This window comes from Pseudomonas sp. HP_14 (assembly GCF_055283875.1).
Genome location: NZ_JBTOQI010000005.1, coordinates 125,175 through 147,892, shown reverse-complemented (window position 1 = coordinate 147,892; position 22,718 = coordinate 125,175). Strand labels below are relative to the sequence as shown.

The 22,718-nt window shown below is 59.5% G+C and carries 16 protein-coding genes; 9 read left to right on the top strand and 7 right to left on the bottom strand.

Going from position 1 to position 22,718, the window contains the following annotated elements:
• Positions 1–215: 215 nt before the first annotated feature.
• The 5 genes from ACYASS_RS05755 to ACYASS_RS05735 form a co-directional block, all read right to left on the bottom strand.
• Positions 216–1,823, bottom strand: a complete 1,608-nt coding sequence (locus tag ACYASS_RS05755; RefSeq protein WP_463585406.1) for an ABC transporter substrate-binding protein — start codon at positions 1,821–1,823, stop codon at positions 216–218.
• A gap of 80 nt (positions 1,824–1,903) precedes the next feature.
• A complete protein-coding gene (locus tag ACYASS_RS05750; RefSeq protein WP_463585405.1) occupies positions 1,904–3,238 on the bottom strand; it encodes an LLM class flavin-dependent oxidoreductase in 1,335 nt (444 codons plus the stop codon).
• Between the two features lie 14 nt (positions 3,239–3,252).
• Positions 3,253–5,706, bottom strand: a complete 2,454-nt coding sequence (locus ACYASS_RS05745; protein ID WP_463585404.1) for a TonB-dependent receptor plug domain-containing protein — start codon at positions 5,704–5,706, stop codon at positions 3,253–3,255.
• A 4-nt stretch (positions 5,707–5,710) separates the two neighbouring features.
• Positions 5,711–6,682 carry an ABC transporter substrate-binding protein gene (locus tag ACYASS_RS05740; RefSeq protein ID WP_463585403.1) on the bottom strand — a complete coding sequence of 324 codons (972 nt, stop codon included), beginning with the start codon at positions 6,680–6,682 and terminating at the stop codon, positions 5,711–5,713.
• 4 nt (positions 6,683–6,686) lie between these two features.
• Positions 6,687–7,517, bottom strand: coding sequence for a class II aldolase/adducin family protein (locus tag ACYASS_RS05735; RefSeq protein WP_463585402.1), 831 nt, complete (start codon positions 7,515–7,517; stop codon positions 6,687–6,689).
• A 713-nt stretch (positions 7,518–8,230) separates the two neighbouring features.
• On the opposite strand from ACYASS_RS05735, the gene ACYASS_RS05730 reads away from it, so the two are divergent.
• The 7 genes from ACYASS_RS05730 to ACYASS_RS05700 all read left to right on the top strand — a co-directional run bounded on the left by ACYASS_RS05730 (position 8,231) and on the right by ACYASS_RS05700 (position 17,138).
• Positions 8,231–9,862, top strand: coding sequence for an ABC transporter substrate-binding protein (locus tag ACYASS_RS05730; RefSeq protein WP_463585401.1), 1,632 nt, complete (start codon positions 8,231–8,233; stop codon positions 9,860–9,862).
• Entirely contained in the window at positions 9,859–10,809 is a 951-nt protein-coding gene (locus ACYASS_RS05725) for an ABC transporter permease (RefSeq protein WP_243248834.1), read from the top strand. Before ACYASS_RS05730 ends, ACYASS_RS05725 begins: the two co-directional genes overlap by 4 nt.
• A 4-nt stretch (positions 10,810–10,813) precedes the next feature.
• Positions 10,814–11,731 (top strand): ABC transporter permease, encoded by a 918-nt coding sequence (locus tag ACYASS_RS05720; protein WP_122664249.1) that lies wholly within the window; start codon positions 10,814–10,816, stop codon positions 11,729–11,731.
• Entirely contained in the window at positions 11,728–13,368 is a 1,641-nt protein-coding gene (locus tag ACYASS_RS05715) for a dipeptide ABC transporter ATP-binding protein (protein WP_463585400.1), read from the top strand. The genes ACYASS_RS05720 and ACYASS_RS05715 overlap by 4 nt, the downstream gene beginning before the upstream one ends.
• Positions 13,369–13,569: 201 nt before the next feature.
• Complete coding sequence (locus tag ACYASS_RS05710; RefSeq protein ID WP_463585399.1) at positions 13,570–14,391, top strand: class I SAM-dependent methyltransferase; 822 nt, start codon at positions 13,570–13,572, stop codon at positions 14,389–14,391.
• 500 nt (positions 14,392–14,891) lie between these two features.
• Complete coding sequence (locus tag ACYASS_RS05705) at positions 14,892–15,818, top strand: aldo/keto reductase (RefSeq protein ID WP_463585398.1); 927 nt, start codon at positions 14,892–14,894, stop codon at positions 15,816–15,818.
• A 24-nt stretch (positions 15,819–15,842) separates the two neighbouring features.
• Positions 15,843–17,138: an NTP/NDP exchange transporter gene (locus ACYASS_RS05700; RefSeq protein ID WP_463585397.1), complete on the top strand. Its 1,296-nt coding sequence runs from the start codon at positions 15,843–15,845 to the stop codon at positions 17,136–17,138.
• Positions 17,139–17,564: 426 nt separating this feature from the next.
• Here the strand turns inward: ACYASS_RS05700 and ACYASS_RS05695 are convergent, their stop codons facing one another.
• Together ACYASS_RS05695 and ACYASS_RS05690 are read right to left on the bottom strand one after the other, a co-directional pair.
• Entirely contained in the window at positions 17,565–18,578 is a 1,014-nt protein-coding gene (locus tag ACYASS_RS05695) for a GlxA family transcriptional regulator (protein ID WP_122664239.1), read from the bottom strand.
• 86 nt (positions 18,579–18,664) lie between these two features.
• Positions 18,665–18,925 (bottom strand): hypothetical protein, encoded by a 261-nt coding sequence (locus tag ACYASS_RS05690; protein WP_463585396.1) that lies wholly within the window; start codon positions 18,923–18,925, stop codon positions 18,665–18,667.
• A 65-nt stretch (positions 18,926–18,990) separates the two neighbouring features.
• Between ACYASS_RS05690 and ACYASS_RS05685 the strand changes: the two genes are divergently transcribed.
• Positions 18,991–21,414: a glucose/quinate/shikimate family membrane-bound PQQ-dependent dehydrogenase gene (locus ACYASS_RS05685; protein ID WP_463585395.1), complete on the top strand. Its 2,424-nt coding sequence runs from the start codon at positions 18,991–18,993 to the stop codon at positions 21,412–21,414.
• 385 nt (positions 21,415–21,799) lie between these two features.
• Complete coding sequence (locus tag ACYASS_RS05680; protein WP_463585394.1) at positions 21,800–22,699, top strand: glyoxalase; 900 nt, start codon at positions 21,800–21,802, stop codon at positions 22,697–22,699.
• The last annotated feature ends 19 nt before the right edge of the window (positions 22,700–22,718 follow it).

The following is a 22,718-nucleotide window of genomic DNA, read 5'->3' as shown; positions in this document are numbered from 1 at the left end:
ACCGCCTCGCCAACAAGTTGCCTCCTACCGTCCGTGTTAGCCGCTCTTCTAACGCTGCAACCACGTATTGAAAAATTGCAGCCGCGATGACGCCTCGTAATGCAGCCCTTGCACATGGCGCTTTCCGGTAGGAGGTAACTTGTTGCCGAAGCGGTGAATCAGGCACACCGCCTCGCCAACAAGTTGCCTCCTACCCGTCCGTGTTAGCCGCTCTTCTACCGCTGCAACCACGTATCGAAAAACTGCAACCGGGATGACGCTTCGTAATGCAGCCCTTGCACCTGTTTGCCGTGGGCCAGCACCGAGGACAGCTCGATCAGGGGGATGGCATGCCCTTCACGCAGCAGAATTTCACTGGCCTCATCGGTCAGCTGCTGGCGTTGGGCGTTGTCCAGCGTGGCTGCAGCCTGCTGCAGAATCTGATCGACCTGTGCTGGCTGACGACGGTTGTAATTGCGGCCGTTCACCTCATACACCGTGCGCACCACGTCCGGATCGGCGCGGGTCAGGTTGAAAAATGTCAGGTGCATGTCACCGGCAGACTGCAAGGCAGCGATTTGGCTAATGGTGGATTTGTTCAGGCGCAGTTCGATGCCAACCAGCCGTAACTGCTGCTGCACCAGTTCCAGGATCGGTGCGTTTTGCCAGTAACTGAGTTGCAGGGCCAGACGCTTGCCTTCCCGGACGCGGATACCGTCTGCGCCCACTGTCCAGCCCGCCTCATCCAGCAGCTGTTTTGCGCCCTCCGGGTCGTATTTCAGCAAAGAAGAAAAGTCACGATAGAACGGCGTGCTACTGGCGAGTAAAGCCGTTGCCGGTTTTTGATAGCGGGAAATGATGCTGCGCAACTGCTCGCGATCAATCGCTTTGATCAGGGCCTGACGGACCTTTATATCGCTGTACAACGGGTCGGTTTCATCCGGTGTCAGGTTATAAACCACACCCGGATTGGCCCGAGTCAATAGCGGCACACCCTGGTTTTCCAGCACCGTTTCGTTCTGCGGCACCACCGCCGTGTCGACATCGATCTGGCCCGACAACAGACTGCCCAGACGCACGCCGGATTCCGGCACGATGACGAACTCGATGCCGTCCAGCCAGGCTTTGCCTTTGTGCGTCGCCAGTGACGATTCCCCGGAATACGCTTCATGACGTGCAAGCACCACCTTCTGGTTATGCACGAAAGATTTGATCACAAACGGCCCGCTGCCAATCAGGTTGCCCTGGCAACGCTCGGCAGGAGGCAAAGCCAGCGTCGACGGCGACAGCAGCCCCAGGCTCATGGTCGACGTGGCTTGCAGAAACTGCGCGTTGGCCTGCCCGAACTCGATGACCACCGTGTTCTGGTCAGGCGTCTCGATGCTTTTCAGGCCTGCCAGATAAGTAGAACCCAGCACCGAGCGAGCGCCCAACGCGACTATGTTTTCGAAATTGGCTTTCACCGACGCTGCATTCAGCGCAGTGCCGTCGCTGAAGCTGACGCCTTCGCGCAGGTGAAAAGTGAAGCGGCGTGATTCGCCATCCACCTCCCAGCGGCTCGCCAGCCAAGGCACGATTTCACCGGTTTTCGGGTCCTGATCGGTCAGTGAATCCACTACCTGACGGCCGACATTCAACGCGGTATTGTTCCCCGCCTGTTGCGGATCGATGCAGTTAGGGTCGCCGTCCAGCGCGACTTTGAGAGTGCCGCCAGCAACCGGGCTGGCGTTGGTACTGGCGGTCGGCGCGCTGGATTTATCGCCGCACCCGGCGAGGGATACGGCAAGGAAAAGCAGCGCCAGTCGGGCACCCGTGGCAATTTTTAACGAAGTGTTCAAGGTCATAAGAAACAACTTTCTCTGAAGTCTGGCTTGGACCCTGTGGGAGCTGAGCTCTAATAGGGCAATGCAATCTTTTGTGGGGCTCACCGCGCATGCCGATTCGCGACATACGGCAAGCCGAGGTTTTCCCGCAGGCTTTTGCCCTGGTATTCACGCTGGAACAGACCGCGACGTTGCAGTTCGGGCACGACGCCTTCGGCAAAATCACTGATGCCTTCATGCAGGCCGCTGAACATCACATTGAAACCGTCTGCTGCTCCCGCTTCGAACCATTGCTGGAAGTCGTCGGCAATACTTTCAGGCGTCCCGATCAAAATGCGGTGCCCGCCCGACGTCAGCTTGTTGAACAACTGCCGCACCGTCGGCCGCTCACGGCGAATCAGATCGAAGACTAGCTTCTGGCGACTTTTATGGGTGTTGGTGTCGAACTGTTCCGGCGGTAACGGCACCACTTCGTCGAAGGGCAACTCGGAGAGATCAAACCCGAGGCTGGTAAACCGCGAAATGGTGCGCAGGAAAGTCTTCGCATTGAGCAGCTCCTGCAGACGGTCGTACTTGGCCTGAGCCTCGGCCTGGGTGCGCCCTACCACCGGCGAGACACCCGGCAGCACTTTCAGGTGATCGGGGTTACGTCCCAACGCGGCCGCACGTTGCTTGATTTCGGTGTAGAACGCCTGGCCCTGCTCCACCGTATGCTGCGCCGTGAACACCAGTTCACCGGCCCTCGACGCCAACGCACGACCGGCATCGGAGGAGCCCGCCTGGGCAATCACCGGATAACCCTGAATCGGCCGCGCTGCGTTGAGCGGGCCTTTGACCTGGAACGATTTGCCGTGGTGATCGAGCACGTGCATCTTTTCCACATCGAGCCAGGTGCCGCTGGCCTTGTCCTGAACAAACGCGTCATCTTCCCAGCTGTCCCAGAGGCCGGTGACCACGTCATAAAACTCTTCGGCGCGCTCATAACGGTCGGCGTGCTGAACGTGAGCATCAAGGTTGAAGTTCTCCCCACCGCCCAAAGAGGTGACCAGATTCCAGCCTGCCCGGCCGCCACTCAAATGGTCAATGTTGGCCAGCTTGCGGGCAATGTTGTACGGCTCGTTGTAAGTGGTACTCGCGGTGCCGATCAGGCCGATGTCGCGGGTGACCAGCGCCAGCGCTGGCATCAGCACTAATGGGTCCCAGCGCACGCTGTTCGGGCCACGCGCCAACGCCTCAAGGTCCAGCTCGACGTTAAGGCTGTCATTGAAAAACAGGGTGTGAAAACGGGCTTTTTCCAGCGTCTCGGCGATCCAGCGAAAGTGACTGAAATCCTTGAACGAACCAGCAGCGGCCTGTGGATGCCGCCAGCTGGAACCTAAAATCCCGGCGCTGGGAATAAACGCGCCAAGGATGATCTGTGGTTTTGCAGTGCTCATGCTTGATGCCCCTGTCAGAAGGTATAACTCACGCGGGTGTACCAGAGGCCACCGTAGGGATCGAAAGGCGAGATGCTGCCGAACTTCGGGAAGCCGTTGACGTCGCCAGCCGGGTAAGCGTTGTTGTCGGCACGCACGTCGAACAGGTTGTTGGCGCCGACCGCCACACCGAGGCTGTCGGTCACCGCGTAAGCGACCTCCAGATCGGTGATCCACTTGGCACCAAAGGTCACGTCAAAGTCAGGATTGACGTCCCGGGAGATGACTTTGTCGTAGCGATTGAGTGCCAGGTTGATGTTGAGTTTATCGACCTGCCAGTTGCCGCTGAGGATCAGCTTGGTCTTGGGGTTGGCCACCGTCAGATAGCCCTGGGCAACCCGGTCGAACAGCTCAAGGCCGGTGGACGCCAGCGCCGACGGAGTGGATTTGATGCTGTCTATTTCGGTCTTGTTGTAGTTGAACGCCAGGCCATATTTGACGCTGCCGTAGCGGCCATAATCGATCTTGTAGTCCGTGACCAGATCAACACCGCGAGTTGTCGTATCAGCCGCGTTGGTGAAGTACTTCACCCGGTAGCCCGGTCGATAGCCCTGTTGCTGAAGAATCTGATCGACGCTGTTACCGGACAGAAAGCCGGTCAGCCCGATACGGTCCTTGATTTCGATCTGGTAAGCATCGAGCGTCAGGTTGGCTGCGGGCACAGGTTTGTAGGTGAAGCCGACGCTGATGTTGCGTGACTTTTCAGGGTCCAGATCGCTGGCCCCCAATGCCTTGGCCAGCGCCGAATCGACCCGGGCGGTCTTGGCCTCAACGAACTGCAGCACGCCGTTGACCGAGGTGTATTGGTTGGAGGTCTGCGCGTAGGTGGACTGCGACAGAGAAGGCGCCCGGAAGCCGTTGCTCAGCGTGCCGCGAACCGCAAACTCGGGAGTGAAATCGTAGCGCAGCGCGAGCTTGCCGCTGGCAGTGTTGCCAGAGCTGTCGTCATACTTTTCGAAACGCCCGGCAACTCCCACGTAAAGCTTTTCGGTGGGGTTGATGCCCAGGTCCAGATAGGTCGCGTAGCTGTTACGGCTGTTCTGCCCTTCGTCTTCAGGCGTGAGGGTAATTGCGCCTTGTGCACCGATGGCTGCTGGTCTTCCGACCAGCGGCCCACTCGGGTAAACATAACCGCCATTGATATACGAGAGCGGATCATCGGACTCGGTCTTGTAGCGCTCATGGCGGTGCTCGGCGCCCCAGGAAACCTGCAAGGGTTTGGCCAGACCGACCTCGAAAGCACGGGTCAGGTCGAGGTTATTGGTCCACTGATCGAAGGTGTTGGAGTAGGTATCGAAATGCGTCGGGCTGGACGGACCTAAAGACGCATTGAGTGTTTCGTCGGTACCGGCCTGCCCTTTGTCGCGTCCGAAGGTCGAACTCAGATCCCAATTCCACTCCTTGACCAGCCCCTTGGCACCTGCGGCGACCTGATAGTCGATCTCCTCAAGGGTATAGAACGGTGCCGTCCCGTCGGGGTAGATCTCGGGGATGATGTTGGTTGAGTTCGGCCGTCGGTAGTTCTGCCCGCCCCGTGCATCGCGCTTGCTCAGGGTGGAAAAGGAATACAGGCTCAGGTCGTCATTGAGCGGCAACTCGGCGTTATAGCCTACGTTGATGGCTTTGATTTTCGGCAAACCGTTCTTCTGCAGTTCACGGTTAGTGCTTGCTTCTCGGGGATCGGCCGAGCCATCGGCTTGCGGGTAATACAGCGAGCCTGTGGCATCCCGCGAACGGACGGCGGTCTGCTGGGATTTGGCGTCCAGGGAAAAATTGAAGAAACCATCGTTGGGCAGCGCAAACCCGGCGTTGAGCGCCTGCTTGATAATCTCGCCGTCGCCCTTGTAATACTCGCCAAACTGAGTGCTGGCCGTGCCGCCATTGTCGTTTTGCTTGAGGATGATATTGATCACCCCGGCAATGGCGTCCGACCCGTATTGGGCTGACGCACCGTCGCGCAGCACCTCGATGTGGTCGATGGCGCTGATCGGGATCATGTCCAGATCCACCGGATTGGTGCCATAAGCAGCCGTCGAATCCAGGTTGATCACTGCGCTGTTATGGCGACGCTTGCCGTTGACCAGCACCAGCACGTTGGAACCATTCAGGCCGCGCAGGCTGTAAGGCCGGGCAATGCTGTCGTTGGAGCTGCCTGATGGTCGCTGACTGAAGGACGGCAAGGACTTTTCCAATGCCCCGCGCAAACTCCCGGAGCCGGTTTTTTCCAGTTGCTGGGCACTGATCACGTCAATCGGGGCCGGGCTGCTGGTGACGGTACGTGCCTCACTGCCCCGGGAGCCGGTGACAATCACTGTATCCAGGGTATCGGTGCTGCTGTCAGCGGCAAATGCCATGCCCGGCAGCAAGCTGAAACCGGCAAGGAACAACGGCGCCAACGACGGTGCAACGGCGAAGGAATTCATTTTCATAAGGTCAACTTTCCAGAATCTGCTTGAAGTCGTTACGCCACAGCGGTCGCACGTCGACCTGCTGGCGAATCAACTGATGTTCAAAAAAGGCATCGGCTACTTGCTGCTGGGAGGCGATGGACTGCTCGGAGACCGGCACCATGCGCTGCGCTTCGCCACGCAGGCGGAACTGATCCAGATACAGCTGCGCATCAATGCCCGTAATCTCCTGATTACGCCGCGCCCAGGCTTCAGGGTTGTTTTGCACCCAGGCCCAGGTGGCGCGCTCACGCAGAAGAAAATCAGCGACCTGCGCGCTGCGTGCCGGATCCTGTAACGCGCGTTGCGTCGTGGCGATCAGCGTGTTGCCCCGGTAATCGCTGACGTTGTGCAAACGGGTGCCGCCGGACTGCACGGCCTGAAGCACAGAAATACCGCCGCCGATCACGGCATCCAGATGCCCGCTGCGAAACGCGATCAAGGCTTCCTGGATCGGCATGGGAATCGGCTGCACATCCTTCAGAGACAGGCCGTGCTGATTGAGCAGGCGCAGCAGGAAGTAATGGGTGTTGGTGACCCGCACATAGCTGATCTTCTTGCCCTTCAGGTCCGCAACCTGATGAACACCGGCGTCATTGCGCACTACGATGCCAATGTCGCTGACGTCTCCGGGAATGGTCGCCACCAGGGCAATCGGCACTTTGGCAATGGACGCGAAGATCGGCGGGATCTCGCTCATGTACACGTAGTCGAGACTGTCACTGTTCAGGGCTTCGAGGACCAGATTGCCGCCGCCTATGTCGATCCACTCGACGGGGTAAGGCATATCGAGTTGTCCGGCCAGCCCCATGAACGAGGCTGCCGAGCCTTTGTAGCGCCAGACCCGCAGTGGCGCCTGCTCAGCGCCGAACACTGGCGGAGTTATAGAAGCCAGCAAGCCACCGGCCGCTGCAGTCGCACTGCCGGTCAGCAGTTGACGTCGAGTAATAGCAACCATGACCTCAGGCCAACAGATCAGGTTGCTGGGTGATGATCTCGTCCCACAGCGGCTGGAAATTGAGCCAGGCAAACAGCTCGCTGCGCGCCCTGCTCTGGGCACTTGGCGGCTCCACTTGCGGGATCACCGGCACCCCGGCAGCACGTGCCAACAGGTGCGAGCGCGCAACGTCTTCAGCAAGGATGAAACGCCAGGCCGCGCTCTCGACCGTTTCTCCCACCGTCCAGACACCGTGGTTTTGCCAGAACAAAAGATTGTTACCTGCAAAGCTGTCGACGAACGCGCCGGTCACGATGTCGCGGTCCTGCTCCAGACTGCCGTCGGCTTTGCGTAACGCATGACGCGGGAAGATTGCCTGATCGCCGACAAAGGCCCCGGCTTCGGCCGTGATCGGATCAAAAAGCTGCGCCAGCGATGACCATGTCCGCCCATAAAAACCGTGCAAGTGGGCGATGCCGACGACTTCCGGACGGGCTTGCTGCAAGCCGTAATGCAAATCCAGTGCGCTGGTATTGAGCAGCCCGTCACCTTCGACGACTTGCCCTTGGGCATCGACGCGCAGCAGTTGCGAAACACTGATCTGCGAAAACGGCACGCCCAGCGGGTTGATCCAGTAGTGATCGGTTTCAATCGGATCGCGAGCTGTGAAATGCCCGGCCAGGCCGACTTCGAATCCATGACGTGAAAACAGGCGATAAGCCGCCGCCAGACGTTGCTTGCGATGCAGCCGCTCTTGCAGCAGGTCGTCGTGGCGCGGGACGCTCTCAAGGGTCAGACGGTTGTTGCTGTTGGGCAGGCTGTAAATGCTTTTGGTGATGACAGGTGCATGGCTCATTCGGTTCTACTCAACCAGTGCTCGTGTTGCCGAGCTTTTTTCTTCAGGCGAACGCCATCGCTGCGCACATTGGAGCGCGCGGTGACAGGTCAGCATTTTGGGAGTTCCGGCCCCCGCAGCGAGGGTCGGCGGCGGGTCGGAGAAATGGGCAGTAACGCTAGATGGTCATGATCAGGGTCCCTCGCATAAAGGCTGGCTGCTGCTCTCCTCCACCGTGCGAGGGGTCGGGTCGAGTCATGGTGTTGTTGCCGTTTTTACGGCTGACGCTTAAGAACCTAAAGCAAGGAAACAGCCTTGTGAAATTCCTTATTCGTCTAACGTAATATTTAATCTGATTATTTATAACCACACCTAGCATTCATTTTAGGCATATAAGCCGCTTAGACCATCAGCCAGTCCGGGCTCGCAAGATCCCGCCGGGCGACTGACATGACCTAACGAGCTGAAAATAAATATTGAGCATAATCAAATATAGAACAAATCAATAGAATACATATTAGCTTAGAAGCAAAAAGCCTTTTACAGCAGCCAACCATAAGAATACGGTCTTAGAAAGACAGCCTGACCCTGCGTTCCGGTCAGCCTTCCCATGCACCCCACTCCCGCTGTGTAAAGGATCCATCCATGCATCTGAGACATTCCTTGGCAATACCCAACCGCGCCACTGGCGTCGCAATACACAGTTTCATGGGGCAAGGGTCGAGGATTGCGCGATGAGTAAACGTTTCCCGTTACTACGCTTGCTGGCCGCCTGCGCCACCGTCGCCACACTACTGGGCTGCTCACCGTCCGCTCAGGACCTTGAAGCCAACAAGACACTGAAAATTGCGTTCTTTCGCGACAACACAACGCTGGTCAGCCTCGACCCCTTCCAGGTCTACTGGCTTGAACACCGCGTGGTGCTGCGCAACGTCGCCGAGTCGCTGACCGATCAGGATCCGCAGACCGGCAAGCTCATCCCCTGGCTGGCTGAAAGCTGGCAGGTCAGCGACAACGCGCTGGAATACACTTTCCATTTGCGCAAAGACGTCACCTTCAGCAACGGCACGCGCTTCGACGCTCAGGCGGTCAAAACCGCCTATGACGCCAACAAGGCCTTTGCCGCGCAACTGCCAACGACCTTTGGCGCGACCTATCTGAAGGGCTACGACCACGCCGAAGTGGTCGATGACTTTACCGTGAAGCTGGTGTTGGCCACGCCTAATGCCGGTTTCCTCCAGGCCACCTCCACCACCAACCTTGCGATTCTGGCGCCGGAATCCTACAAGCTCAGCGTCAAGGAACGTTCGCTGGGCGCCATTATTGGCACCGGCCCGTTCGTGCTGGAGCGCTACACCCCGGAAAGCGGCCTGAAGCTGGTCAAGCGCAAGGGTTATGCGTGGCCTTCCGCCAATGTGAAAAACAAAGGCGAGGCGCACCTTAATACCGTCGAGGTCAGCTACGTGCCGGAAGAAAGCGTGCGCAATGGCCAGTTCGTGCAGGGCCAGGTGGACATTCTCTGGCCACGCGCGCCCTTCTCCGAAGTCGACCTGAACCTGTTCAAGTCCAAGGGCGCCACGATTCAGAGCCGGTCGCTGCCTGGCCCGGCGCTGAACTTCTACCCCAACACCCGTGGCACGCGCATCCTCGCGGATCGCAATGTGCGCCTTGCGCTGCAAAAAGGCATCGACCGCAAGACCTATGCCGCGACCGTGTACAACCCGCAGTTCCCGGTGGTGACCAGCATCTATGACGTCACCACGCCGTACTACAAGAACAAGGCCGACACGCTCGGCTATGACCCGCAAGGCGCGGAAAAACTGCTGGATGAAGCTGGCTGGCAAAAAGGTCAGGACGGCTATCGCAGCAAGGACGGCAAACGACTCAAGCTGGTCTACAACTTGTCGCCAGCGGAAACCGCAGGCGATGTGCTGATTCAGGACCAACTGCGCAAGATCGGCATCGAGCTCAAGCTCAACGTGCTGACCACTGCCGAATGGGCCGCTGCCAACGCCTCGGGCAACTATGACCTGACCTCCACCTACATGACCCGTGCCGACCCGATCATCCTGCAAACGATCATCGACCCGCGCACCGCCAACAGTTCAACCCTGGCCACCAACCTGTATGCACCGGAAACGCTGCCCAAAGCCCTCGAGCTGTATGACGCAGGCCTGACCGCCACACAAAGCGAGCAACGCGCAAAAGCCTATGGCGATCTACAGGATCTGCTGATCGAAGAAGGCTCGGCGTTCCCGATCTATGAGCGTGTCTGGCAGGCCGCGACGGCCAAGAAGGTACACAACTTCTACTGGACCGCCGAAGGCTTTGCCCTGCTCAACGACATCGAGATCGTCGCGCCATGAGCCGCTACGTGATCGGCCGGATCGCCCAGGCGCTGCTGGTGTTGTGGGGCGCGTACAGCGTGACGTACTTCATCCTGTATTTACTGCCGGGTGACACGCTGTCGATCATGCTCAGTGCGTCGGGTGTCGAAATCGACGCGCTGTCGCCTGAAGAAATCGCCAAGGCACAAGCCTATTACGGTCTGGATGGCGGGATTTTCCAGCAGTACTTTCACTTGCTGTGGGGCGCGGTGCAGGGTGATTTCGGCAGCTCGCTGACCCTCAACCGTCCGGTGGCAGAATTGCTCGTCGAGCGCTTGCCGCAGACCCTGGCGCTGGCCGGTCTGGCCATCGTGTTTTCGCTGATTGGCGGCATCGGACTGGCGTACCTCACCGCCTATGTGCGCTGGCAGCCGCTCAAGGTCGCACTGGCCCGACTGCCTTCTTTGGGCTTTTCGGTGCCGGTGTTCTGGATGGGGCTGCTGCTGATTCAGTTATTTGCCTTTACCCTGGGCTGGTTTCCGGCCACCGGCAATCAGGGTTTCTCCAGCCTGATCCTGCCCGCCGTCACTTTGGCGATTCCCAGCGCTGCAGTGTATGCGCAGGTTCTGCAACGCGGCTTCCAGGGTGTCTGGAAAGAACCCTACATTATTACCGCCTACGCCAAAGGCCTCAGCCGCGCGCAGGTTCAGGCCCGGCATGCTTTCAAGAACGCAGCCTTGCCGTTGCTGACCCTGATCGGCCTGCAAGTGGGCAATACGGTGTCCGGAGCCGTGCTGGTCGAGACGATATTTGCACGCTCCGGCGTGGGTCGGCTTGCGCAAGAAGCCGTGCTGCGCCAGGACATCCCCGTGGTGCTGGCAATCGTCGCAGTTTCGGCGGCGGCCTTTGTTCTGATCAATCTGATCGTTGACCTGCTCTACCCCGCCCTCGACCCACGAATCGCCCACACACCAAAGGTCTCCTGACGCCATGACTATTTTTGATAATCGCCTTGAACGTCTGGCTCGCAGTTTCACCACCACGCAGCCAGCGCCGCCGGCCTTATGGCGTCGCCGCAGCCGCTTCAGCCGGGCCCTGGAAGCGACACAGCCACTGCTGCGCCGACCGGGCTTTCTGCTGGCGGTTGCGATCATCGCTTTTGCCTTGCTCGCCGCTGTCGCGCCAAACCTGCTCACCAGCTTTGCGCCTTACGCCACCTCGCCGACCGACAAACTCACCGCGCCCAATGCCGTGCACTGGTTCGGCACCGATGAACTGGGCCGCGATTTGTATACCCGGGTCGTGCACGGCTCAAGCCTCTCGGTGCAGGCCGCCCTGCTGGCCGTGGGCATTGCACTGGCAGGTGGCTTGAGCCTGGGCATCGTCTCCGGTTTCGCTGGCGGCCGGATTGACGCCGTGATCATGCGTTTCATCGATGTGCTGCTGGCCCTGCCCGGCTTGTTGCTGGCGCTGGCCATCGTCACCGCCATCGGTTTCGGCACCATCCCGGTGGCCATCGCCGTGGGCGTAGGGATCATTCCCGGTTTCGCCCGGACGACACGGGCCGAAGTGCTGCGCATCAAAACCCTGCCCTACGTCGAAGCGGCGCGTCTGGGCGGCGCCAGTTGGACCCGGACCTTGCTGCGGCACATCCTGCCCAACGCCTGGGGCCCGGTGGCCGTGCTGGCGACGCTGGATTTCGGCGCGGCCATTCTCGCCACTGCAGGTTTGAGTTTTCTCGGTTTCGGTGCGGAGCCGCCTGCTGCGGAATGGGGAACGCTGATCGCCAACGGACGCCACTTTCTGATGACCGCACCCTGGGTGTCGCTGCTACCGGGGCTGTTCGTGGTCGCCGTCGTATTCAGCTTTAACCATATCGCCCGCACCCTTGAGGAGACTCAACGATGAGCATCACGGATGCACTGATCGACGTGCGCCAACTGGCTGTTGCCTACCGTTTTGGCGGACAGATCAATCAGGCCGTACGCGGCGTTTCATTTCAGGTGGCCAAGGGCGAAACCCTGGCCATTGTCGGCGAATCCGGCTCCGGCAAATCGACCATGGCCAATGCCATCCTTGGGCTGCTGCCGGACAACGCCGTGGTCACCGGTGGCCAACTGTGGGTTGGCGGCACCGACCTGACCCACGCCACCGAACGGCAGAAACGGCAGATTCGCGGCAGCACGATCGGGTTGGTGCCACAGGACCCCATGGTGGGGCTGAACCCGACGCTGCGCATCGGCAAACAAATCGCCGAGGCGCTGATTCAGGCGCACGGCCGTCGTTATCCGGCGGTAGACGCCGATGTGCTGGAGTTGCTGCAACAGGTGGGTCTGGACAAGCCGCTGCTGCGCGCCCGGCAATACCCCCACGAGCTGTCCGGCGGCATGCGCCAGCGGGTGCTGATTGCCATTGCACTGGCGGGCAATCCAAGGCTGATCATCGCTGACGAGCCCACCAGCGCGCTGGACGTGACCGTACAACGCAAGATTCTCGACCACCTGCAACGATTGGTGGCCGAGCGCGGCATTTCGTTACTGATCATCACCCACGATCTGGGCGTGGCCGCAGATCGCGCGGATCGGGTATTGGTGATGAAAAGCGGCGAACTGGTCGAACAAGGTCCGCCCCAGCAGATCCTGATCAACCCGAGCCATTCCTACACTCAGGCACTGCTTGCCGCTGCGCCCGCCTTTGGCCAGCGCAAGACACCCGCAGTACCGCGGCCCTCCACGAACGGCAAGGCACCGATCCTCACGCTGGAGAACGTCGGCAAGTCGTTCCGCCTGCCTTATGTGAAAGGCGAAAACGCCGATTTTCAGGCCTTGGAGGATGTGAGCTTCAAGGTATATCCGGGGCAAACGCTGGCCATCGTCGGCGAGTCCGGCTCGGGTAAAAGTACTGCGTTGCGCATTGCGCTGGGTCTGGAAAAACCGAGTCAGGGCCGCGTGTTGTTCGAAGATCAGGACATCACTCACTTGGGCTGGCGTGACTTCCGCCCGTTACGCAGACGCATGCAACTGGTTCAGCAGAACCCGTTCGCCGCCCTCGACCCACGCTTCACCCTGTTTGAGAGCATTATCGAACCGCTGGTGTCTTTCGGCCTGCTCAAAGGCCGGGATCTGGAACAGGCGGCGCGCAAGCTGATCGAGCGCGTGCATCTACCGGTGGCGTATCTGGATCGTTTGCCGCGAGAGCTCTCTGGTGGTCAGCGGCAGCGGGTCGCCATCGCACGAGCGCTGGCGTTGCAACCGGACTTGTTGTTGCTCGACGAGCCGGTTTCGGCACTGGATGTCTCGGTTCAGGCGCAGATTCTGGATCTGCTCGTGGAGTTGCAAAGCGAGCTGGGCATTGCCTACGTGCTGGTGTCCCATGATCTGGCCGTGGTTGCCAGCGTGGCTCATCAGGTGTTGGTGTTGCGTCAGGGGAAGACCGTCGAACAAGGCGCTGCCAGCGAAATCTTCCACCAGCCGGAAGCGGCGTATACCCGCGAGCTGATTGATGCGATACCGGGGCGACGGCTGGAGGTAGCGGCGCAGTATTGAGTTGAAATCCGTTCGGCAGCTCTTATCAAACAAAATATAACCACGTGATTTGGAATGCTCTTCTGTAGGAGTGAGCTTGCTCGCGATAGCGTCAGCACAGGCAACATATTCATCGACTGACAGACCGAATCGCGAGCAAGCTCACTCCTACAGGTACTGTGTTTACAGCTCAATGTTGGTACACATCCCACAAGGACGATCATGACGCGCACCTTTCTGGCTTTGACTCTTGCCTCGCTTCTCGCACCGGCCCTCAGCCAGGCTGCGACAACGAATATCACCGACGCGCAGTACCGAAAAGTGCTTGAAGGCTCATGGCGCGCCAAAGAGAACAGCGCTCGCGACAGTTATCGCCATCCAGGCGAAACGTTGAAGTTCTTCGGTTTGCAGGCTCAGCAGACGGTGATCGAAATTACGCCTGGTGGCGGTTGGTACAGCGAAATTCTCGCGCCCTTGCTCGCGGGGCACGGACGTTACATCGCAGCGGTTCAGGCCCCCTATTCCGGCGACTATTACAAGAAAGCCGCCGACGGCCTGACGCAGAAATTCAAGGCGGACCCGGCCCGTTACAGCAAAGCCGAAACCATCGAGTTCGACGCGCAGGCACCGGTGTTCGGCAAACCCGGTACAGCAGACCGCGTGCTGACCTTCCGCAACGTTCACAACTGGGTGCTGGCTGATGATGCGCCGCAGATGTTCGCGGCGTTTTTCAAGGTGCTCAAACCGGGCGGTGTGCTGGGCGTGGTGGATCATCGTGCCAAGCCCGGTGCCGACGTCAGCAGCATCAAAGCCAGCGGCTACCTGCCCACCGATTACGTGGTGAAACTGGCCAAAGACGCAGGCTTCAGGCTGGAAGCGCAGAGCGAAGTCAACGCCAACCCGAAGGACACCAAGGATTATTCAGCAGGCGTCTGGACACTGCCGCCCTCGTACAAACTGGGTCAACAGGACCGGGCGAAATACGCGGCGATTGGCGAGTCAGACCGGTTCACGTTGCGGTTTGTGAAGCCGTTGGGTGAGTAATGTTATTTTTTGATTTGGAATGCAACGTGCTGCCGGAGACGCTGTTTTGGCTTCAAACACGATCCCCGTGGGAGATTCTATGTTTGTATGCAAGCTGACGCGGTTCCTGTGGGAGCCAGGCTTGCCTGCGATGCATCAGACGTAGCTGGATGCAACACCGCGTTATCGTTTATCGCAAGCAAGCTCGGCTCCTACAGCAGAATGCGATCTCATGTGTGCGAATTCATTCGCGAAAGGGCCGGTACATCCGCAACCTGTGTATCGTCTGAAATACAGCTTTCCCGGCTGAAGCCGGTCCCACCTGCCCGTCATTAGCGTTAGGTCACGGCCACTCAATAGACGGCCGAGACTAACTGCGCCAGCAACCCCGACCAAATCCGGGTAACGATTTGTAAAACATCCACTGTCATCTCACCGACGAGCGCGCTCTGTACCGGGGCTGGATATGTTTCTATCCATGACACCTCTGTGACACCTTCAAGAATGACAGGAGTCTGCGCATGCCTATCCACTCGTTCAGCCGTCGTCATTTCATTCAGGCCAGCTCAGCACTGGCAGCCATGGCGGCACTGTCTCCCCTGCTTCCCGCATTTGCCGCAACACAACTGCTAACCCGCAAGCTTCCCTCGTCAGGTGAAGATCTGCCGGTCATCGGTCTGGGCACCGCCCGCACCTTCAACTTTGCAGTGACCTCAAGTGAGATGGATCCCGCGCTGGAGGTGCTCAAGACGCTACTCAGCGGCGGCGCCAGATTGATCGATACCGCGCCCAGCTACGGAGACTCCCAGGCCGTCACCGGGGAATTGCTGACCCGTGCCAAAGCCCATGGCCAGGCGTTTGTGGCCACCAAGGTTTCCTCCACCGGACGTGAAGCGGGTTTGCGGCAAATCGAACAGGCTTTCAAACAACTGCAAACCGAGCGTATCGATCTGATTCAAGTGCACAACCTGCAAGACACCACGACCCAGTTGCAGACGTTGCGCGAGCTCAAGCAACAAGGTCGGATTCGCTACATCGGCGTGACCCATTACGTCGAGTCAGCCCATGACGAACTGCTGGCCACGCTGCAAAAAGAGAAAGTCGACTTTGTTCAGGTCAACTATTCCATCGGCGCACGCAACGCAGAAAAGCGTCTGCTGCCGTGGTGCGCGGACAATGGCGTAGCGGTTCTGGCCAACCGCACGTTCGAAGCCGGACGTTTGTTTGCCAAGGTCAAAGGCAAGCCGGTGCCCGACTGGGCCGCTGCCGAACTGGATGCCAGCTCATGGGCGCAACTGATGCTCAAGTTCGTGCTCGCCAACCCCGCTATCACGGCAGTGATTCCGGCCACCAGTAACCCGCGTTATGCTGCCGACAACCTGCTGGCCGGCCAAGGTAGATTGCCAGACGCCAGGTTGCGCGAACGGATCGCCGAACTGTTCGCCTGATCACCTGCCATCGGGAGCGTGTCCGTGTCCTTTGTTGACCACCCACTGATCCATCGCGTTGCCCGCGCCATCAATGCCCAGCCGGGCGAACTGCGTCCGGCACTGGCAGGTTTTGCCCTGTTCTTCTGTCTGTTCTGCGGCTACTTCATGCTGCGCCCGATCCGCGAAGCCATGGGCATCCAGGCCGGTGTCGAGAACCTCCAGTGGTTGTTTACCGCGACCTTCGTGGTGATGCTGATCGCGGTCCCGTTGTTTGGCTGGCTTAACTCGGTGGTGCCACGCGTTCAGTTCGTCGACTGGGTGTATGGGTTCTTCGCCATCAACCTGCTGTTTTTTGCCCTGACCTTTGCCCTGCATGACGACAGCGTCTGGTTGGCGCGTGCGTTTTACGTGTGGATCTCGGTCTACAACCTGTATGTGGTTTCAGTTGCCTGGAGTCTGATGGCCGATGCGTTCGATGGCGGGCAGGCGCGGCGGCTATTTGCGTTTATCGCAGCGGGCGCGAGTGTCGGTGGTTTGCTCGGCCCGTTGATCAGCGCCTTCTCGATTGACGTGCTCGGTCAGGGTGGTCTGGCCCTGGTCAGTGCGGTGTTGTTGCTATTGGCGTTGGTACTCAAGCGTTACCTTATGGCCTGGCGCGAGTACGGCGGCGCTGGGCGGCCTGGTGCACCTGCGGCTGAAAACCCGCGTCGGCCCGTAGCAGGCAATCCGTTCAGTGGCATGCTGCGCGTGCTGCGCTCGCCGTATCTGCTGGGCGTGTGCCTGTTCGTGGTGCTGCTCGCCACGGCGAGTACCTTTCTGTATTTCGAACAGGCGCGACTGGTTTCAGAGTTGTTCGCGACGCGTGAGGAACAGGTCCGCGTGTTCGGGCTGATCGATTTTGCGGTGCAGGCAGGTGCGCTGGTTTCGCAAGTGTTCATCACCGGCCGGATCGCCCAGCGCTTTGGCGTCCGCGTGCTGCTGGCGGGTGTGCCAGCACTGGTGTGTATCGGCTTTATCGGTCTGGCACTGGCCCCGACGTTTGCCATGCTCGCCAGCCTGATGATCGTCCGGCGCATTGGCGAATACGCCTTCATCCGTCCCGGTCGGGAAATGCTCTTTGCGCCACTGGATGCGGAGACCAAATACAAGGCCAAGAACTTCATCGACACGGTGGTCTATCGAGGCGGCGATGCCGTCAGCGGCTGGGCGAAAAGCCTGCTCGACATGCTCGGGCAAGGCACTGTGCTGGTGGCATTGGTGGGAGCCCTCTGCGCAGCACTGTGGGCCGTGACAGGTTGGTATCTGGGACAGCGCACAGATCGGGAAGCACCCCGGTAGGAGCCAGGCGTCAGGTGTGCATCACCGCATCAAACCCTCTCGGGTAGGAGCGAACTTGTTCGCGAGGCGGCAGGCCTGATTCACCGCGTGAAGCCCTCTCGCCAACAAGTTGCCTCCTACCTGGTCCGCGTGAGGGCTGAATGAGCGCATCGCCGACACAACCCTAACCGGTAGGAGCGAACTTGTTCGCGAGGCATCAGACCTGATTCAACGCATCAAGCCCTCTCGCCAACAAGTTGCCTCCTACCTGGTCCGGCGGCAGGCCTGGTTTCCGCGTCGCCAACGGGTCGCTGCCCGCATCTGAATCACCGTATCAAATCTTCTCGGGTAGGAGCGAACTTGTTCGCGAGGCGTCAGGCCTGATTCAACGCATAGGGCTGAATGAGCGTATCGCCAACAGGGCACGGATATGAACGGGGGCACACACTACCGAACCAGGCGCTTTTCCTTCGAGGGGCGGTAGCCGAAGTATGAGCTGTAGCACTTGCTGAAGTGGCTGGGTGAAACGAAGCCGCAGGCGACGAGTACTTCTACCTGTGACATCTCGGTGTGTTGCAACAGACGGCGGGCTTCGGTGATGCGCAGTTCCAGATAGTAGCGCTGCGGTGTGGTGCCCAACTGCTCGCGAAACAATCGCTCGACCTGGCGTCTGGAGCGGCCGGAGTACGCCACCAGTTGCTCCATCTCCAGCGGTTCTTCGAGGTTGGCGTCCATGAGTTTCACCACTTCGCGCAGCGGAGCGCTCACGGATAAATGTGGCGACGCCTTGATGCGTCGATAACGCGACTCCTCGAAGGAAAGAATGTCCTCGATCCCTTCCACCAAAGCCTTGTCGTGCAGCGTCTTGATCCACTCCAGCGCCATATGGAAAGCACCGGTCGGGCTCGATGCGGTGAGGCGATCCCGGTCCACGACAAACGCTTCGCTGGTCACCAGGGTGATTTTGCAGACCTCGGCCAGCGCCGGGCGATGTTCCGGGTGGATCGCGCAACGGTAACTGTCGAGAAGCCCCGCCACCCCCAGAAACCATGCCCCGTTCCATAAGCCTGCCAGGGCACTGCCCTGCTGCGCAGCTTCTTTGAGAAGAGGATTCAACTCCGGGTAGATTTTCAGTTCGGTCCGGTAACCGCCGCACACCACCAGCAGGTCCAGATCGCTGATCTCGGCAGAGGTGATTTGCGCGTCCGGGCGAATCACCAAGCCCAGGTCGCTGACCACTTCGCCGTCATGCAATCCGAAGGTTCGCGTGGTGAACAATCCGGGCCGCAAGAGATTGGCGGTAACAATCGTGTCCAGCGCCTGGGTGAAGGCAGGCAGCGAGAAGTGTTCAAGCAACAGGAAGCCTGCTCGTGCCTGCCGGGTGGGCACGCCACGATTATCTTCCAAATAGCGAAGGTTCTTGCCCTTCATGCCTCCGCTGAATTGACGTCGCTCAGTCATGTTCGCCTCTTTGCTCCCTCTCACGAACACCGTGCCAGTGGCTCTCAACGCCGGGAGTTTTTTCAGGCCGGATAATACCTTGTGTGTCACAGGGACTGTAGTGCTTGCGCAAAACCGTTGAAAACCGTCCATGCGTGGGGTGTTTTCAGACTGATTATTTCCGAATCCGTAACAGTGTTTTGCTCAGATTGCCGCAGGACAATTTGCCGCAGCCCGAGCTTTTTTTGATAAGGTTGCAAAAGTAACCAGTTAGTTAATTGTTTGCGGAGTTCCTTTGAACTGAGCCGTGTCGCCAGCGCAGAGCCTGAAAAGCCTCTGCGCGACCGCTGTTCCGGAAGCAGCTGCATCGGCTGATTCCTCCACTACGCTTAACCTTTCACATCAACGCTCATGCGTTATCAGGACATGCACCATGACTAAGTCTCAACCTACGGCGTCCGTCAGCCGCTGGCCCATCTGGGTCGCGGCTCTCGGTGTGCTGGTATTTGGATTACTTTTCACAGGACTGGGCGGCTACCTCGCCACGCTGGGCGGTAGCTGGTATTTCCTGCTCGCCGGCCTCGGCATGCTGGTCTCCGCCGTGCTGCTCTTCAAACAGCGCCTGACGGGTGCCTGGCTGTTCGCAGCCGTCATGGTGCTGTCCATCATCTGGGCGCTGGTTGATGCCGGTCTGAACTTCTGGCCGCAGATCTCCCGTCTGTTCGCACTGGGCGTATTGAGCCTGGTGGTTGCACTGGTCTACCCGACCCTGCGCAAGGCCAACGGCCTAGTGAGCGGTCGCGGCGGCTATGCGCTGAGTGGCCTGCTGGCACTGGCTATCGTCGGCGGCGCCTGGGGCATGTTCATCCCCCACGCTTCGGTTTCCCCGACTGGCGACGGCCCGGGCCTGACCAAAGTTGACCCGGCCAAAGCACAGAAAGACTGGGCGCACTACGGTAACGACGAAGGCGGCAGCCGCTTCGCTGCACTGGACCAGATCAACCGCAGCAACGTCGGCAGCCTGGTGCCCGCCTGGACTTACCAGACCGGCGACGTTGCAATCAGCGACGGCAACGGTGCCGAAGACCAGATGACCCCGCTGCAAGTCGGCGACAAAGTGTTCATCTGCACCCCGCACAACAACGTCATCGCACTGGATGCCGACACCGGCAAACAGCTGTGGAAGAACGAAATCAACGCGCAGAGCAAAGTCTGGCAGCGCTGCCGTGGTCTGGCGTACTTCGATTCGACAGCGGCACTGGCTCAGCCGGTTGACGGCAGCACGCCCGCCACCGCGGTATCGGTACCGGCTGGCGCCAATTGCCAGCGTCGCTTGCTGACCAACACCATCGATGCGCGCCTGATTGCCGTGGACGCCGACACTGGCGAGTTCTGCCAGGGTTTCGGCACCAACGGTCAGGTTGATCTGAAAGCAGGCCTGGGCAATGTTCCGGACTCCTACTATCAACTGTCGTCCGCGCCGCTGATGGCCGGTTCGACCGTGGTGGTCGGCGGTCGTGTTGCCGACAACGTTCAGGCGGACATGCCTGGCGGCGTGATCCGTGGTTTTGACGTGATCACCGGCGCCATGCGCTGGGCGTTCGACCCGGGTAATCCAGAAGAAAAGAAAGCTCCAGCGGCCGACGCCACTTACGTGCGCAGTACGCCAAACAGCTGGGCGCCGATGTCTTATGATCCGGCCATGAACACCATCTTCTTGCCGATGGGCAGCTCGTCCACCGACATCTACGGTGTTGAACGTACCGCGCTGGACCACAAATACGGCGCTTCAATTCTGGCCTTGAACGCAACAACAGGCGAAGAGAAGTGGGTCTATCAGACCGTCCACAACGACCTGTGGGACTTCGACCTGCCGATGCAGCCTAGCCTGATCGACTTCACCAAGGCCGATGGCAGCAAGGTGCCGGCCGTAGTGATCGGCACCAAGGCCGGTCAGATCTTCGTGCTCGACCGTGCTACCGGCAAGCCGCTGACCAAAGTTGAAGATGTCGCCGTCAAAGCCGCAAACATCCCCAACGAGCCCTACTCGCCAACTCAGCCGTTGTCGACCGGTATGCCGCAAATCGGTACCAAGCACATGACCGAATCGGACATGTGGGGCGCGACGCCGTTTGATCAGATGCTGTGCCGTATCTCGTTCAAGCAAATGCGCTACGACGGCCTGTACACCGCGCCGGGCACCGACAAATCGCTGAGCTTCCCGGGTTCCTTGGGTGGCATGAACTGGGGCAGCCTATCGACTGACCCGGTACACGGTTTCATCTTCGTCAACGACATGCGTCTGGGCCTGTGGATCCAGATGGTGCCGCAGCAGAAAGATGCCAAGGCGTCTTCCGGTGGCGAAGCGCTGAACACGGGCATGGGCGCAGTGCCGCTCAAAGGCACGCCTTATGCTGTGAACAAAAACCGCTTCCTGTCGATTGCCGGCATTCCGTGCCAGGCCCCGCCGTTCGGCACCCTGACCGCGATTGACATGAAGACCCAGAAAGTCGCCTGGCAAGTCCCGGTCGGCACCGTTGAAGACACCGGCCCACTGGGCATCAAAATGCACCTGCCGCTGCCAATCGGCATGCCGACACTGGGTGGCACGCTGTCTACTCAGGGCGGCTTGATCTTCATCGCCGGTACGCAGGACTACTACCTGCGCGCCTTCAACTCCGCCAACGGTGAAGAAGCCTGGAAAGCCCGTTTGCCCGTCGGCAGCCAGGGCGGCCCAATGACCTTTGTGTCGCCGAAAACCGGTAAGCAATACGTGGTCATCACCGCCGGTGGTGGCCGTCAGTCACCGGATCGCGGTGACTACGTGATCGCTTACGCGCTGCCTGACAGCAAGTAATCGCCAAAAGCAAAAACCCGCTGCCACCTCAACGGTGACAGCGGGTTTTTTATTGTCTTTTTCCGGGCTAAAACCACGCTCATCAAACAACATGCAAGCGACAGGATTGAACTGCATTCTCTGTAGGAGCTGCCGAAGGCTGCGAAGCTTTTATCCCGACACACCGCTATCGCAGCCTTCGGCAGCCCCTACAGGTCCCACAGGGTCCGCCAACATGAAAAACGTACTCTACGTGCTCGCTTGAAGCGTACTCAAAAGCACGGCAGTGCAATTCCTGATTGCCCATCCTGCCTACCCTGCCCACTTCCATGACACCGATGGCCGCGCATTCCGGCGCTCAGCCGCGCGGCCGAAACGGTGCCATTCATGAGGTGTGGAGATAGCTATGCGCAATCGATTTTTAAGGGCGTCACTGGTCCTGACCCTGCTCGCAGCACAGATGGCTGGCAGCGCACAGGCGGCCGAAACTGCAGCCGTCGCCGTTGCCCCGCAATACGACACCAGCCACGTCTATGTCGCGCCCAATGACGTGGACCGCTTCGTGCAAAGCTTCACCGCGACCTTTGGCGGACAAAGCACCAAACAAGTAGTCGTCAACGTCCTGCCGACACCCAGCAGCACCACCTCGCAACTGTTGCAGACGCCCTACGGCACAGTGTCCCTGTTTGGATTCACCACGCCGATCCCGCGTCCTTTCGGACAGGAGCGCAATGGCTATCTGGTCAAGGACATGGACCTCGCCATCAAGGCAGCGCGTGAAAACGGTGCTGATGTGATCGTCAGCGACTTTCCCGACCCTATCGGCCGCGACGTCGTCGTCCAGTGGCCAGGTGGCGTGAACATGCAGCTTTACTGGCACACCAGCACACCAAACTACGCCGCCTTCCAGACCGTCCCGGAAAACCGCGTTTATGTCTCCAACGACCGCGCTGATGCATTCATCAAATCTTTCCTGGGCTTCTCCCACGGCAAGATCATCAGCGACGACAAACACGCCTCGGCCGTCGACATTGGTCAGGCGAAAAACACTTATCGCCGCGTCAGCATCCAGTCTGATTTCGGGCGCATGACCGTACTCGCCAGCAACGGCCAACTGCCCTACCCGTTCGGCCACGAAACCACCGGCTACGAGGTGCCTGACCTCACGGCAACCCTGAGCAAAGCCATTGGCTCCGGGGCAAAAATATTGGTTGCACCGTTTACCAGCCAGGGCCGCAGCTCGGCGATGGTTGAATTCCCGGGTGGCTACGTCGCTGAGATTCACCAGTTGCTTGCAGCCAAGTAAGCGCCAGTCAAAACGAGGT

Bases quoted from the DNA above. Each gene is read 5' to 3' on its own strand.
- ACYASS_RS05755 (WP_463585406.1), bottom strand. From the start codon at position 1,823: ATGACCTTGAACACTTCGTTAAAAATTGCCACGGGTGCCCGACTGGCG.
- ACYASS_RS05750 (WP_463585405.1), bottom strand. From the start codon at position 3,238: ATGAGCACTGCAAAACCACAGATCATCCTTGGCGCGTTTATTCCCAGC.
- ACYASS_RS05745 (WP_463585404.1), bottom strand. From the start codon at position 5,706: ATGAAAATGAATTCCTTCGCCGTTGCACCGTCGTTGGCGCCGTTGTTC.
- ACYASS_RS05740 (WP_463585403.1), bottom strand. From the start codon at position 6,682: ATGGTTGCTATTACTCGACGTCAACTGCTGACCGGCAGTGCGACTGCA.
- ACYASS_RS05735 (WP_463585402.1), bottom strand. From the start codon at position 7,517: ATGAGCCATGCACCTGTCATCACCAAAAGCATTTACAGCCTGCCCAAC.
- ACYASS_RS05730 (WP_463585401.1), top strand. From the start codon at position 8,231: ATGAGTAAACGTTTCCCGTTACTACGCTTGCTGGCCGCCTGCGCCACC.
- ACYASS_RS05725 (WP_243248834.1), top strand. From the start codon at position 9,859: ATGAGCCGCTACGTGATCGGCCGGATCGCCCAGGCGCTGCTGGTGTTG.
- ACYASS_RS05720 (WP_122664249.1), top strand. From the start codon at position 10,814: ATGACTATTTTTGATAATCGCCTTGAACGTCTGGCTCGCAGTTTCACC.
- ACYASS_RS05715 (WP_463585400.1), top strand. From the start codon at position 11,728: ATGAGCATCACGGATGCACTGATCGACGTGCGCCAACTGGCTGTTGCC.
- ACYASS_RS05710 (WP_463585399.1), top strand. From the start codon at position 13,570: ATGACGCGCACCTTTCTGGCTTTGACTCTTGCCTCGCTTCTCGCACCG.
- ACYASS_RS05705 (WP_463585398.1), top strand. From the start codon at position 14,892: ATGCCTATCCACTCGTTCAGCCGTCGTCATTTCATTCAGGCCAGCTCA.
- ACYASS_RS05695 (WP_122664239.1), bottom strand. From the start codon at position 18,578: ATGACTGAGCGACGTCAATTCAGCGGAGGCATGAAGGGCAAGAACCTT.
- ACYASS_RS05690 (WP_463585396.1), bottom strand. From the start codon at position 18,925: ATGCAGCTGCTTCCGGAACAGCGGTCGCGCAGAGGCTTTTCAGGCTCT.
- ACYASS_RS05685 (WP_463585395.1), top strand. From the start codon at position 18,991: ATGACTAAGTCTCAACCTACGGCGTCCGTCAGCCGCTGGCCCATCTGG.
- ACYASS_RS05680 (WP_463585394.1), top strand. From the start codon at position 21,800: ATGCGCAATCGATTTTTAAGGGCGTCACTGGTCCTGACCCTGCTCGCA.